Consider the following 13,425-nt stretch of genomic DNA (forward strand, 5'->3'; position numbering starts at 1 on the left):
TCCTGGTCGGGCCGATGGGCGTCGGCAAGTCCACCGTCGGGCAGCTGCTCGCGCAGCGCCTGGGCGTCGGTTACCGCGACACCGACGACGACATCGTGGCCGCCGAGGGCCGGACGATCGCCGAGCTCTTCACCGAGCACGGCGAGCCGCACTTCCGCACCCTGGAGAAGCGGGCCGTGCGCCGGGCGCTCACCGAGCACGACGGAGTCCTGGCGCTGGGCGGCGGCGCGGTGCTCGACGCGGACACCCGCGCGCTGCTGGCCGGACAGCACGTGGTCTGTCTGTCCATGGAGGCGGCGGAAGCCGCCCGGCGCACCGCTCTGAACGCGGACCGGCCGCTCCTTGCGGCCGACCCCCATGAGCGGTGGCGACGGCTGGCGGAGGCCCGTCGGCACCTCTATGCCGAGGTCGCCCGCGCCACGGTCGCCACCGACGGCCGTACGCCCGCCGAGGTGGCCCGCGCCGTCCTCGACGCACTGGAGGCGAAGCAGGTATGACGACGCGGATCCAGGTCGGGGGCTCTGCGGGGACCGCGCCGTACGAGGTGCTGGTGGGGCGTCGGCTGCTGGGTGAGCTGGCGGGTCTGGTCGGTGAGCGGGCGGCGCGGGTGGCGGTGATCCACCCCGAGGCGCTGGCCGAGACCGGTGAGGCGTTGCGGGCGGACCTGGCGGAGCAGGGTTTCGAGGCCGTCGCGATCCAGGTGCCGAACGCGGAGGAGGCCAAGACCGCCGAGGTCGCCGCGTACTGCTGGAAGGCGCTGGGGCAGTCCGGGTTCACCCGCACCGATGTGATCGTGGGTGTGGGCGGCGGGGCGACCACGGATCTGGCGGGGTTCGTGGCGGCGACATGGCTGCGCGGGGTGCGGTGGATCGCGATCCCGACCACGGTGCTGGCGATGGTGGACGCCGCGGTGGGCGGCAAGACCGGCATCAACACCACCGAGGGCAAGAACCTGGTGGGCGCCTTCCACCCGCCGGCCGGGGTGCTGTGCGACCTGGCGGCGCTGGAGTCACTGCCGGTCAACGACTACGTGTCGGGGCTGGCGGAGGTCGTCAAGGCCGGTTTCATCGCCGACCCGGTGATCCTGGACCTGATCGAGTCCGACCCGCGGGCGGCGCGCTCGGCGGCCGGCCCGCACACCGCGGAGCTGATCGAGCGGTCGATCCGGGTGAAGGCGCGGGTGGTCTCCTCGGACCTGAAGGAGGCCGGGCTGCGGGAGATCCTCAACTACGGCCACACCCTGGGCCACGCCATCGAGAAGAACGAGCGCTACCAGTGGCGGCACGGCGCGGCCGTCTCGGTCGGCATGCACTTCGCCGCCGCGCTGGGCCGGCTGGCGGGCCACCTGGACGACGCCACCGCCGACCGCCACCGCAGCATCCTGCGGTCGGTGGGCCTGCCGCTGAGCTACCGCTACGACCAGTGGCCCAAGCTGCTGCAGGCCATGCGGGTCGACAAGAAGTCCCGCGGGGACCTGCTGCGCTTCATCGTCCTCGACGGACTGGCCAAGCCGACCGTCCTCGAAGGCCCCGACCCGGCCATGCTCCTCGCCGCCTACGGCGAGGTGGCCGCCCGCCCTTCGCCGGAAAGGGCCTGACCGGGTGAGCACCGAACCGACCACCACAGCCCTCGAGTGGACCGAGCTGGACCAGCGGGCGGTGGACACCGCACGCGTCCTGGCCGCCGATGCCGTACGGAAGGTCGGCAACGGCCATCCGGGTACGGCGATGAGCCTGGCCCCGGCCGCCTACACCCCCTTCCAGAAGGCGGTGCGGCACGACCCGTAAGAGCGTAGGACCGCCCAATCACCCACGAACGGGTGACACCACATCACCGGAAACGGAACTTAACGCCCTCTTGGTCAGCACCAAACCAGCACGGGAGTCAGCACGGCACCGTCAAATCACCCTGAACCACGCGTCCCGGACGACACTCGGTTCGATCATCATCGATCCCCTGAACCGGCTTTCCATGAGCCGGCATGGTGGCCGCACGCATAGCCGACCCCCGAACTATGTTGCCCCGCCACATGTGCGCCTGACCTGCGGATTCCTACGGTGTGGCGACACGCAAACGTCCCCTAAAGGTTGTTGCAGAAGGTCGGTGCCAGGCAGGTCGCAGTGGTGTCTGACCTGCTGTTTCACCGTGTCATGGCGAGGTTGTGCATGGTGGCGACGGCCTGGACGGCGTGGTGAAGGCCGTCTCCTTTCTGGCGGCAGTCGCGGAGGATCTTCCAGTTCTTCATGCGGGCGAAGGTGTGCTCGACGCGGGCCCGGACCCGGCGGTGTTCCGCGTTGTCCTCCTCCTGGCCGCGCAGGAGGGGCCGGCCGGCCCTTCTGCGGTGCGGGACGATCAATCCGGTGCCCAGGTAGGCGCCGTCCGCGAGGACCGTTGTCCCGACCGCCGTGGCCGGCAGGTCCGAGTCCCGCCAGACGTGGGCGTCGGCCTTGTTGCCCGGCGCCGGGCGGGCGCTCGCGACGACCAGGCGGCTGTCCGCGTCGATGATGACCTGCACATTCGCCGAGAACCGGTAGTTCCTCGACGAAGCACCGACCGTGCGGTCCCGGACCGGGATCAAGGTTCCGTCCACGATCCACAACCGATCCACATCGGCGATCGGCTGCGGCGCCGGCTCCAACGCCAGTAACGGCCGCAGACGCTGGATCACCCGACAGACGGTGGCCGGGGAGATCCCGAAGAGCGGGGCGAGCTGCCGCATCGTGAGGTTGGTGCGGTAGTACACGGCCACCAGCAGCACCCGATCCGCCAGCGGCAGACGCCACGGCCGACCGCCGCCCGGACCGTTCCCGCCCCGCTCCCGGACCACCTTCACCAGCTTCACGAACCGGTCGATTCGCAAGCCCGTGAACGTCTCCACCCACACCGGCTCAGCCCTCAACACCCCACCCATACAGGGAAAATGCCCAAGACTAAGCCTTCTGTAAAGGGTGTTGCACAAGGCTGTGAACTGGGCATCTTCCTTGCATGGCTGGGGTGTTGAGGGTCGAGCGGGTATGGGTGGAGACGTTCACGGGGCTGCGGGTGACGCAGTTTTCGCGATTGCTCAAGGCAGTGCGGGAGCGGGGCGGCAACGGCACGATGCAGGGCCGGCCGTGGAGCCTGCCGCTGGCCGAGCGAGTGCTGCTGGTCGCGGTCTACTACCGGACGAACCTGACCATGCGGCAACTGGGACCGCTGTTCGGAGTGTCCTCGTCCACCGTGTGCCGGGTGATCCAACGTCTCGGGCCGCTGCTGGCGATCGAGCCCGTCTCGCGTCCGGCCGATGCGGCGGACCGGTTGTGGATCGTGGACGGCACCCTGGTCCCGGTCCGCGACCGCAAGGTCGGCGCGTCCAGCCGCAACTACCGCTTCTCCGCGAACGTGCAGGTCATCGTCGATGCCGACACCCGTCTCGTGATCGCAGCGGCCCGGCCGGCACCGGGCACCACCGCGGACGTCCACGCCTGGCGCGCTTCCGGCCTCGCCGAACACTGCCATGACGTGACCGTCCTGGGCGATGGCGCCTACCTCAACTGCGGGATGGTCGTGCCGCACCGCAAACGCCCTCACCGGCCCCTGCTGCCGGGCGAGGAGGACGACAATGCCGCCCACCGCAAGGTGCGTGCCCGAGTGGAGCATGTGATCGGCCGCATGAAGAACTACAAGATCCTCCGCGACTGCCGACAGCACGGCGACGGCCTCCACCACGCCGTCCAGGCCGTCGCCCACATGCACAACCTCGCACTCACATCATGACCAGAAGACTGCGATCAGGACCCTGACCTGCCCAAACGCAGCCTTGTGCAACACCCTTTAGGGTCTGTTGCGAAAGTGCACGTGGCGCACGCCGCCTCCGCCGGGCCCGCCGCACCGCACCCCGACAGCGCCGTCCTCGTCCTCGACGGCCGCGGCGAGGCCGCCTCCCACCTCGCCGGGCGCTACCACGACGGCAGGCTCCGCACCCTGGCCGCCCAGTCGCTGCCCGACTCCCTCGGCCTGGTCTACGAGGAGCTGACCGAGCACCTGGGCTTCCTGCGCAGCAGCGACGAGTACAAGGTCATGGCCCTCGCCTCCTACGGCAAGAGCCGCATCAGCGTGGTCTTGCCGCTGCCGTTGCGGCCGAGCAGCGCGAGCGCGCGCCCCTCGTGGGCGTCGAAGTCGAGGCCGCTGAGGACGGTCGGCCCGTCCTCGTAGGCGAAGGACGCACCCCGCAGGGAGACCAGTGCGGGCTCGCTCATGTCAGCGGCCTTTCGAGTACGAGGGTGAGGGCGGCCAGCGCCGCCAGCAGGGCGAGGCTCGCCCCGGTGAACCGGACGGAGACCCGGGCCTCGGGCAGCAACACGCGCAGGGAGCCGTCGTAGCCACGCCCGGCGAACCCCGCCTGCAGCCGGGCCGCCCGGTCGAAGGCCCGCACGAACGCGGTCGCGCCGAGCCCCGCCAGGGACCGCCAGGCCGCGGCCCGGGTGGTGTGCCCGAGCCGCGCGGCCTGCGCCGCCCGGATGCGGCGCACCGAGTCGAGCAGCAGGAAGCTCATCCGGTACGTCACCAGGGCGACGTCGACCACGGGCGCGGGCACCCCGGCGCGCACCAGGCGCGGCAGCAGATCGGACATCGGGGTGGTGAACGCGAACAGCAGCACCCCGAGCGACGCCGCCGACGTCCGCAGCAGCAACTCCCCGGCGCGCGACGGCCCGTCGTCGGCCAGCGACACGAACCCCTCAGGTCCGCCGACCTGCACCAGCAGCGTCGCGGCGCCCGTCACGCAGAAACCCAACGGCACCTTGTACGCCCGCCACAGCCCCCGGCCCGGCACCCCGGCCGGGCCGAGCAGCAGCACCAGCGCCGTCACCAGCACCAGCGCCGCGCCCGGCCAGGCCGGCAGCGAGATCGCGAGCACGGTCAGGCCGAGCCCGAGCACGGCTTTGTCCACGGGATGGCGGCGGCGCCAGCGACTGCCGTGCGCCGCCGCGTCGATGGGCAGCACGGGAGGTCAGTCCCCGTCCGTTGCCGGGCCCTTGGCGGGTTCCCCGGCATCGGCCGAGGCCGCCGCGCGGGCCCGTTCCTCGCCCTGCCGCCTGCCCCGGCGCAGGCCGAAGTAGTAGGCGAGGACGCCCGCGCCGATCGCCGCCTGGAGGGAGAACAGCCCCGACTCGATCTCCCCGGACGGCGGTTCGTACAGCGGCGAGAACCAGGGCTCGTAGTCCGGCTCGTTCTCGACGATCGCCGTCTCCGCCTCGCCGTCGGCGCCGGTGAACGGCTCCTCCTTGTGGTCGCCCAGACCGAGCGCCAGCGGCAGCACCGCCAGCGCAGCCACCGCGAGCAGCAGCAGATTGATCTTCGTGTTGCGCTTCACCGGGCCACCGCCGCACGCTTCGCGGGCTTCGCCAGCAGCACCCCGAGCCGGGTCAGCTCCCCCTTGCTGGACTGCACCAGCAGCCGCATCACCAGCACCGTCAGCAGGCCCTCGCTCACCGCGAGCGGGATCTGCGTGACGGCGAAGATGGCGCCGAACTTGCCGAGCGCGCCCAGGAACCCGCTGCCCGGGTCGGGGAACGCCAGCGCCAGCTGGACGCTGGTGACGCAGTACGTGGACAGGTCGGCGACGAACGCGCCGCCGAAGACGGCGCCCATCAGCGGCACGTCGTACCGGCGCAGCAGCCGGTAGACCCCGTATCCGGCCCAGGGGCCGACGATCGCCATGGAGAAGACGTTGGCGCCGAGCGTGGTCAGCCCGCCGTGCGCCAGCAGCAGCGCCTGGAACAGCAGCGTGATGGTGCCGAGGACCGCCATCAGCGGACGCGGCACCCCAGGCGATCGCGTGCGCCGGAGGCAGGAAACCCTCGGCTATGTGCATGGCTCAGCAGACCCTCTCCAGCACCTCGTGGATGGTTGACGCGCCTTGGCCGGTCTCCTGGCTGACGGGTACCACCGCCCGTGCCCCGCCTTCCCGGGTCCCGAAGGACCCAGTGGCTGCCCGTAAGGGCTGGAGCCGGACTTCCCGATCACAGTGGCGAGGGCCGCACCGGCATCACACCGGATTTCCCGTTCACCAAGGCGTGGTGACAGTAATCGGCCCCCGGGGGTGGTGACAAGCGGGCATCAGGGGCGCGAATCCGGGCGCACACCCGCACACCGGTGCACTCGGACACCCCGGAGGTGCCATGTCTCACACTCGACGGCCCTGGAGGAGTTCCGGTGGACCGCGGAGGGGGCCCGGTCAGCGCCAGGCTGACCGGGGCCCCTCGTCGGTACTGTGGACGGGACTCTCAGACGTACGGCATGAAGGTGGCCACGAACAGGTTCTCGTCGCCGTCTTCCGCCGCGCTCTCGAACTCCTCACAGACCTCGGGTCGAGCGAGGCAGGGGAAGTCCTCGTAGCTCTGCACCGTCACCCCGTATTCGGGATGTTCCGCCGGAGTGTCCCCGGACAAGAGCAGCGGACCGACTCCGCCCGCTCGCGTGCTCCAGCCCGCCGACCGGAGGGACTTGGCGATGTCCTCGACGGGATCGCCGTCCGCGGACACCGGGGAGACGGCAAGGAGGGCGAGCGATTCCTCCCAGTCGTTCCCCGGGTTCGAGGAGTGCCCTTCGGCCAGGATGCGCACATTCCCGGAAGCGGCGGACTCGACCACGTCGTCCGGCACACCGGGCAGCTGCATCCACTCACGGATGAGAATCCACCCGGCCGCCAACACGACGACGGCCACGGCCGCTCCCGTCAGGCGGAGCGTTCTTGTCCATTGCAGGATCATCCACAGTTCCTCACGACGTTGGAGCAGAAGCCGCCCGGATCCCCGTACTGAGTGGCCGGCAGCGACGACAGCCCGAACAGGTCGGACATGGACTGCCCGGTTCCGGACAGGTAGGCCATGTTCGCGTCGAACCGCGCCGATCTCCTGGAGATGATCGAGCTGCTCTGCGCCAGGTTGTCACCCGGGACGCGCAGACGGGCCGCCTCGTCGTCGCTGAGCGAGTAGCCAAGATACGCCTGCTTGGCGTTGCTGCCCCTGGTGGTGTCCACCTTCAGTTTCAGGACCGCGACGGAGACGGCGAACTCCTCGTTCACATTCAGCGCGTGACGGATGGCATCGAGCGATGTGCCCTCGAATTCATCGTAACCGGCGTCGATCAGCGTCTGGCGAGCGGTCGCCGCCTTCATCTGCACGGAGCCGGAGCTGGGGTCCCTGTCGATGAGCCTCGCGGTCCACGCGCCGCCAGTGGAGACCCCCCACTTCGCCATCTCGTCCAGGCCCTCCGGCCACGTCGTGTAGAACGGCTGCTCCTGCATGAGCAGGGCGACGACCAGTTGCTCGTCGACACCGTACTTCTTCGCGTAGGCGAGGCCCCAGGCGACGGTCTGGCTGCTCAGCTTCTGCGCGTCGGCCTCGCTTCCGCCGTAGGAGTCCGTCCCGGGGGCCGGGTCCAGATCGGCGCTCGGCTCGACGTAGTCGATGTCCCAGCCGCCCGCGCTGTTCATCCGGCAGCTGTACCCGGACTCGTTGCACTCGACCGGGCGGTGGCCGTCGTACTCGATGAACGTGGACGGGTTGCCGCCGCCGAACGCGTAGCGGTTACCGGTCATCAGATCGGTACCGAGACCCATGTCGGCGAGGGCGCCGTTGTACATGTCCCGGGTCGTGAAGCGGTTGAGCCCCGGGTCGTAGTTCCGGAAGCCCATGTCGTAGGTGCCGGAGTGGGCGTCCCAGCGCTTGGCGTTGTAGCGGTAGGGGTTGTACGCCTCCTTGGTGGGATCGGTGGCGCTGGGCTTGTCGACGCCGGTGAACTCGGAGTCGTCGTCCGCGCCGTAGGCGGTGTAGCCGTAGGTGGCCTTGGTGTTGCCGGTGTCGTCGGTCAGGGTCTCGACGTCGGTGTGGCTGTTGTAGCCGTAGTAGCCGTCCTCGGTCGTGCCGTCGCCGTTGTGCTTGACCTGCGACAGGCGCTCGCCCCACGGGCTGTACTGGTAGGACTTGGTCAGCTCGCCCGCGACCTTCTCGTCCAGGACCTCGGTCGACAGGCCCAGGTACGCGAAGTCGGTGGTCTTGCCGTCCGTCGTCTTCGACGCGGTGCGGTCCAGCGGGTCGAAGGTGTACTTCGTCGACTTCAGCGCGCCGGTGTCGTCCATCTTCTGGGACTCCACGACGTGGTCGAAGCCGTCGTACACGCTCCGCTCGACGATCTCACCGTCGGAGGTGACCGACTCCTGACGGCCGAAGGGGTCGTAGTTGTAGTCGGCGGTGACGCCACCGGTGCTGGCGGTCAGCAGCCGGTTGCGGTCGTAGCCGTAGACGGTCTCCTTGCCCTTGACCGTCTGCCGGATGACGTTGGCGTTGTCGTCGTGGACGTAGGTCTCGGTGGCGGCGCCGTTTCCGGTCTTCACCGACTCCCGCAGCCGGTCGGCCGGGTCGTAGGTGTAGTCGGTGGTGGAGGACAGGTACGCCGTGTGGTTGTCGGCGTTCATCTTCTCGGCCACGTCCTGCGCCTTGTTGCCGTTGGCGTCGTAGGCGTAGGTGTGCGAGGCGACGAGGGTGCCGTTGCCCTTGTTCTCCACCGAGGTCTTCAGCGAGCCGTCGAGGTAGTAGGTGTAGTCGACCGTGTTGCCGTTGGCCTTGGTCTCCTTCAGTTTCTGGCCGCGGTCGGTGTAGGTGTACGAGGTCACCTTCGGGTCGGCGTCCGTCGCCGACTTGCCGACCGACACCGTCTTGACCAGCTCGCGCAGGTCGTAGGTGTACCGGGAGAACTGGTCGGGGTGGGTGACCGTCTCCGGCTGGCCGTTGGCGTCGTAGGTGTACGAGGTGGCCTTCTTCTCCTGCCCGGCGAGCGCCTCGGTGACCTTCTGGACCTGGTTGAGGCCGGTGTAGGCGACCGAGTAGGCGTCGATCCTGGCCCCGGACGAGGTGTCGTCGATCGAGGTCAGGTTGCCGTTGACGTCGTAGGCGTAGGCGAAGGTCTTCTTCTCGTCGTCGGTCTCACCGCTGGTGTCGCGGACCAGCTTGACCGCGTCGGCGACGGCGACGCCGCCGCTGTTCTGGTCCAGCTTCAGCTCGGTGTCCTCGCCCTGCTTGAGGCTGTACGAGCCCAACTGCACCCAGGTCCGCGGGTTCGCGGTCTGGTCCTTGGTCACCGACGGTTCGGTGGTGGTGCCGTGGGTGAGCGTGTACTTGGCCGTGGTCGCGGCGCCCGTCACCTCCGGGTACTTCACGTACGCGGTGTAGGTGCCGTCCTTGGGGACGTTGAGCGTCCAGGTGAAGGCGTCGGTGCCGGTGCCCGCCGCGTGGGTGACGTGGTCGTAGCCCTGCTGGCCGGTGCGGTCCCCCTTCGTCCAGGTGCCGGTGGAGGAGGTGTTCTGGGTGTCGGAGTTGTCGACGAGGACGACGCTCCTGCCGACCGGAACACCGTCGTCCGACTTCGACTTGAGCTTGCCGTCGGGGTAGTACGTCCAGCTCATGGTGCGGTCCGAGGAACCGCCCGCCGAGGTCAGCGTCCTGGCCGTCTGCTTGCCGAGGTCGTTGTAGTCGTACGTCGTGACGATGTCCCACGGGTCCGTGGTCGACCGCACCCAGCCGTTGTCGAAGTAGCTGTAGGTGGTGTCGTTGCGGACCGTCTGCCCGTCGGACGGCGGCAGCGAGGTCTTCGCCACCCGGCCGACCGCGTCGTACACCGTCTCGGTGTAGACGTTCGGGTCGTTGTGGCGGGTGTCCGCCGGATCGTAGGGCTGGTACTGCTTGACCGGGCGGTTCAGCGCGTCGTACTCGGTGCGCTGGGTGAACGCCGTGGTCGTCCCGGCCGCGACGGCACGCGGCGTGATCAGCTTGGTGCGGTTGCCGACCTCGTCGTACTCGTACTTCGTCGTCCGGTAGGTGATCGACGTGGTGCCCGAGTGCGGGACCTTGATCGCGGAGACCTTGCCGCGCTCGTCGTAGGAGACGGTCGTGGTGTTGTTCTCGGCGTCCGTGGTGGAGACGACCAGCGAGTCCTTGTCGTAGGTCCGCTCGGTGGTCTTCCCGGCCGCGTCGGTGACCTTGGTGACCCGGTGGTTCAGGTCGTAGGCGGTCTTGGTGGTGTAGTCGGTGGTGCCGGCGGTCGCGTTCTTCTTGGGGTCGACGACCGTGACCAGGTTGCCGACGTTGTCGTACTCGTAGGAGATCTTGTCACCCGCGGCGTTGACGACCGAGGTGAGCTGGTAGATCGCGTCGTAGTGCTGGGTGGTGACGTAGTCGGTGGTGTCGGTGGTGGTCAGCGTGCCCTTGGGCTCTGTTGTGGTCTTGAGGTTGCCGACCTTGTCGTAGGTGTAGGCCGACTTGCGTTCGGCCGACGTGCTGGTGTCCTTGGGCGCGGTGGCCGAGGTGACCTGGTCGGCCGCGTCGTAGACCGCCGTGGAGACGGCGCCGTTGGGGACCGTCGACTTGGTGACGTTGTCGTTGGCGTCGTACTCCGGGGCCGGGACGGTGACCAGGACGCCCTTGTCCTGCTCCTTGGGCGTCGTGCTGGCGAGCGGACGGCCGAAGGTGTCGTACTTCTGGGTCGTCGCCTTCTCGTTGGGGTCGGTCACCTTGGTGACGTTGCCGCGGTCGTCGTACTCGAACAGCGTCTCGTTGGTCAGGGCATCGGTGATCGTCGCCGGGTAGCCCGTGGGCCCGAAGCCGCTGTACGACGTCGAGTTCTCGTTGGCGTCGATCGCCTTGGCGAGCTGGCCGTAGGAGTCGTACTCGTACGACGTGGTGTAGTCACCGGCGGTCGTCGTGGCGACGCCCTTGGGGTCGGTGACCGTCTTCAGGTTGCCGAAGGTGTCGTAGCCGAACTGCCAGGCGCGGCCCTCGGGTGAGGTCTTGCGGAACAGGTCGGCGGAGTAGCCGTCGGCGCGGGTCTGATACTCGAACTTCGCCGCGTTGGCCGGGTAGGTGCCGGGCGCGCAGTCGGACTGCGGCGGGACGCCGGTACTGTTGTTCTCCGCGTCGCGCTGCCAGAGCGAGTAACCCGTCTTCTGGTCGTAGCAGTACGCGGTTTTGGCGCCGTTGTCCTCCTCCAGATACGTGACGTTGTTGTCGGCATCCCACACCATCTTCGTGACCTGTGACTTCGCGTTCGTCGTCTCGACGGCGCGACCGAAGTCGTCGGTGACGTACCGCGTGGCGTGGTTCTCGGCGTCCGTCACCGTGGTCCTGGTGAAGCCCGTGTTCACGGTGTCGGCCGCGTAGGTGAAGCCGGTGTCGCCGCCGAGGCGGTCGGTGATGGTCTTGGTCCACCAGTGGTACTTCGGGTTGTCGCCCGCCGTGGGGGTGTTGTACGCGAGCTGGGTGGCGTTGCCGCGCGGGTCGGTCGCCTTGACCAGCTTGACGTTCTTGTTGCCCTGGGTGGCGTCGTAGGTGAACTTGAAGATCTTCGGCTGCGCGGCGCCGTCACCGTCGGTGAACTGCCCCAGCAGGCCCTTGTCGGTGTAGTAGAAGGAGATCTTCCGGCCGGAGATGTCCGTGACGGACTTGATGTGGTCGTAGATCTTGGAGTTGGTCAGGTTGGAGCCGGTGACCTTGGCGCCGGTGTCGTCGATGTAGTCGTACGACGCGTCGCCCTTCTTGTAGTAGTCGACCGTGAGGGACTGACGGCCCGCCGGGTCGGTGATGTACGTGAGGAACTTCGTCGGCTTGTTGTTGGACTTGCGCTCCTCGTACGTGTACGTCTGCGTGTTGCCGTTCTTGTCGACCACCGAGGTCAGATAGCCGTCGCAGCCGAAGTAGAAGCGGGTGCCGTCCGGGCGCAGCAACGTCCAGGCGTCCGGCACCGGTCCACCGCGAGTCCCCCCGCTCTCCCCTTCACCGTCCAAGGAACCGGAACGCCTCGCTCTCAACTACAGCAGCCGCGTACTCTTCGGCGACCAAGCCAGGTGGCACGCTGCCAGAGAATCCTCGATCAACGGCTCCGCTGTGTGCACCGCGTCAGCGATGCATACCAAGGCGTCTACACAAACGTTATGGACGGCGACCTCGTCACTGCGAGGATCCGGTCGTACACCGGCGAGTTCCACACGAGAGGTTTTGGTGGACTCGTCGTAGGACCAGGTGCCTTCTGCGGGGGAAGCTTGGTCAAGGGACTGTGGCCGATGCCGGTGATAGTCCATGCCGCGCCGGTCGTCCAGCGCGATGAACCGGTGATCGCGCTGAAGTGTGACGAGGTGCTTCACGAGGGCCTCCAAGGGCCTGAGCTCGCTTTGCTTGGCTGCCTGGGGCAGCGTCTTCGACCAAAGCTCCCGAGTGGGGGAGAAAGTCTGCCACGCGCTTTTCGCAACAGACCCGGGTGGGAAACCCTGAGCGGACTTGACATTCTTGGCACTGTTGATGACCACCGCGGCAGCCGGATTGCACAGCAGGATGCGTAGCACGAGGTTGGCCAGGCTGTGTGCTGTTCCCAGCAGGAAGTGGGAACTCATCTCGCATAGCGCTCGCACTGCCATGCGCTGGGTGTACTCGATAGCCTGCACGTGCTGCCGATCTCGCTCGATATCGGGTGACCGCCAGCGCTGTGCATCCTGCTCAGCGGCCCAGGCGAGAGTCAACTGCTCACCGATGCTTCCCGCGAGGCCATGAAGTTCCACCACTCGGTTGATCAACAGGCCGTAATTTGTGACGTTGGTCCTTCGCAGCAGTGCCATTGACGCCATCCCTGCTGCTGATCCCTTGCCACTGTGCGACTGCCAACGCATGGCGATGTCTTCGATGTCCTTGCGGGGATCGGTCGTCGGCGGCTTCCCACCAGCGGTCATGGGTGGGGTGAAGGAGCCGAAGCTCAAGGCAGATATCCACTGCTGTGTCATGCATGGATCGTAAGGCCGCTTGACATGCTGATTTGCCGTACTTTCGCTGCAGCTTCCATCCTCGCGCTTTCACCAAGCGGGCTGTCCGAGGGTTGATCAAAAAGGCGGGAAGTGCCTGTGAACTGCAACGACGGGACTTGCTGAGGAGCCTGTCGGCTGCAAGGAAAGAAGCGCTTCCCAGGTGGAGAAGCGTATCGGTGCTACCCGCGTGTCCGCGTCGAGGGCGGCGGTCGTGGGGCGGTCTCGCAGGCCGGGCCCGTGCTGCTGGTGGAGACGGTCCGCAAGACCGGCCTGCACCAGGCGCTATCGGCGGCGTTCGCGCCGTGGCGCAAGGCCCGGACGGTGCACGATCCGGGCAAGGCGCTGCTGGATGTGGCGTTCGCGGTGACGCTGGGCGGGGACTGCCTGGCCGATGTCGCGATGCTGCGGGCCGAGCCGGCCGCGTTCGGGCCGGTCACCTCCGATTCGACCGTCTCCCGGCTCGTCGACACCCTCGCCGCCGGCGGGATACGGGCCCTGACCGCCCTCCGCGCCGCAGTACGCGAATCGCTGGAGGCGAGCCTGCGACGTCTGAAAAACGATCGAGTGGACCTGTTGTGGGCCCACGCTCCCGACTACGC

The 13,425-nt window shown here is 68.2% G+C and carries 8 protein-coding genes, 6 pseudogenes and 1 riboswitch; of the genes and pseudogenes, 6 read left to right on the forward strand and 8 right to left on the reverse strand.

Going from position 1 to position 13,425, the window contains the following annotated elements; genetic code table 11:
- The first annotated feature begins 14 nt into the window (after window positions 1-14).
- From ACZ62B_RS02050 to ACZ62B_RS02060, 3 genes and pseudogenes are all read left to right on the forward strand, one after another.
- Window positions 15-497: a shikimate kinase gene (locus tag ACZ62B_RS02050; protein WP_398537677.1), complete on the forward strand. Its 483-nt coding sequence runs from the start codon at window positions 15-17 to the stop codon at window positions 495-497.
- Entirely contained in the window at window positions 494-1,597 is a 1,104-nt protein-coding gene (gene aroB, locus ACZ62B_RS02055; RefSeq protein ID WP_469689140.1) for a 3-dehydroquinate synthase, read from the forward strand. The genes ACZ62B_RS02050 and aroB overlap by 4 nt, the downstream gene beginning before the upstream one ends.
- Window positions 1,598-1,601: 4 nt before the next feature.
- Window positions 1,602-1,784, forward strand: a pseudogene (locus ACZ62B_RS02060) (hypothetical protein); the annotation flags it as partial.
- A 356-nt stretch (window positions 1,785-2,140) separates the two neighbouring features.
- On the opposite strand, the gene ACZ62B_RS02065 reads toward ACZ62B_RS02060, so the two are convergent.
- A complete protein-coding gene (locus tag ACZ62B_RS02065; protein WP_344569341.1) occupies window positions 2,141-2,911 on the reverse strand; it encodes a transposase in 771 nt (256 codons plus the stop codon).
- 74 nt (window positions 2,912-2,985) lie between these two features.
- Here ACZ62B_RS02065 and ACZ62B_RS02070 point away from each other — a divergent pair, with 74 nt between their 5' ends.
- Window positions 2,986-3,756: a transposase family protein gene (locus ACZ62B_RS02070; protein WP_469689141.1), complete on the forward strand. Its 771-nt coding sequence runs from the start codon at window positions 2,986-2,988 to the stop codon at window positions 3,754-3,756.
- A gap of 78 nt (window positions 3,757-3,834) precedes the next feature.
- Window positions 3,835-4,089 (forward strand): annotated as a pseudogene (locus tag ACZ62B_RS02075) (carbamoyltransferase N-terminal domain-containing protein); the annotation flags it as partial.
- Here the strand turns inward: ACZ62B_RS02075 and ACZ62B_RS02080 are convergent.
- From ACZ62B_RS02080 to ACZ62B_RS02110, 7 genes and pseudogenes are all read right to left on the reverse strand, one after another.
- Window positions 4,080-4,238: pseudogene (locus ACZ62B_RS02080) on the reverse strand (ATP-binding cassette domain-containing protein); the annotation flags it as partial. The pseudogenes ACZ62B_RS02075 and ACZ62B_RS02080 overlap by 10 nt on opposite strands.
- Window positions 4,235-4,984, reverse strand: coding sequence for a cobalt ECF transporter T component CbiQ (gene cbiQ / locus ACZ62B_RS02085; RefSeq protein WP_469689142.1), 750 nt, complete (start codon window positions 4,982-4,984; stop codon window positions 4,235-4,237). The gene cbiQ and the pseudogene ACZ62B_RS02080, both read right to left, overlap by 4 nt.
- Window positions 4,985-4,990: 6 nt before the next feature.
- A complete protein-coding gene (locus ACZ62B_RS02090) occupies window positions 4,991-5,353 on the reverse strand; it encodes an energy-coupling factor ABC transporter substrate-binding protein (RefSeq protein ID WP_469689143.1) in 363 nt (120 codons plus the stop codon).
- Window positions 5,350-5,854: pseudogene (locus ACZ62B_RS02095) on the reverse strand (energy-coupling factor ABC transporter permease). The gene ACZ62B_RS02090 and the pseudogene ACZ62B_RS02095 overlap by 4 nt, the downstream one beginning before the upstream one ends.
- 30 nt (window positions 5,855-5,884) lie before the next feature.
- Window positions 5,885-6,069, reverse strand: a riboswitch (cobalamin riboswitch).
- A gap of 197 nt (window positions 6,070-6,266) precedes the next feature.
- Complete coding sequence (locus ACZ62B_RS02100; protein ID WP_361038003.1) at window positions 6,267-6,752, reverse strand: hypothetical protein; 486 nt, start codon at window positions 6,750-6,752, stop codon at window positions 6,267-6,269.
- A pseudogene (locus tag ACZ62B_RS02105) lies at window positions 6,749-11,779 on the reverse strand (golvesin C-terminal-like domain-containing protein); the annotation flags it as partial. The pseudogene ACZ62B_RS02105 and the gene ACZ62B_RS02100, both read right to left, overlap by 4 nt.
- 63 nt (window positions 11,780-11,842) lie before the next feature.
- Complete coding sequence (locus ACZ62B_RS02110; protein WP_468885884.1) at window positions 11,843-12,805, reverse strand: hypothetical protein; 963 nt, start codon at window positions 12,803-12,805, stop codon at window positions 11,843-11,845.
- 181 nt (window positions 12,806-12,986) lie between these two features.
- On the opposite strand from ACZ62B_RS02110, the pseudogene ACZ62B_RS02115 reads away from it, so the two are divergent.
- A pseudogene (locus tag ACZ62B_RS02115) lies at window positions 12,987-13,399 on the forward strand (transposase); the annotation flags it as partial.
- Window positions 13,400-13,425: the final 26 nt, after the last annotated feature.

Source organism: Streptomyces sp. NPDC053426 (assembly GCF_055585405.1).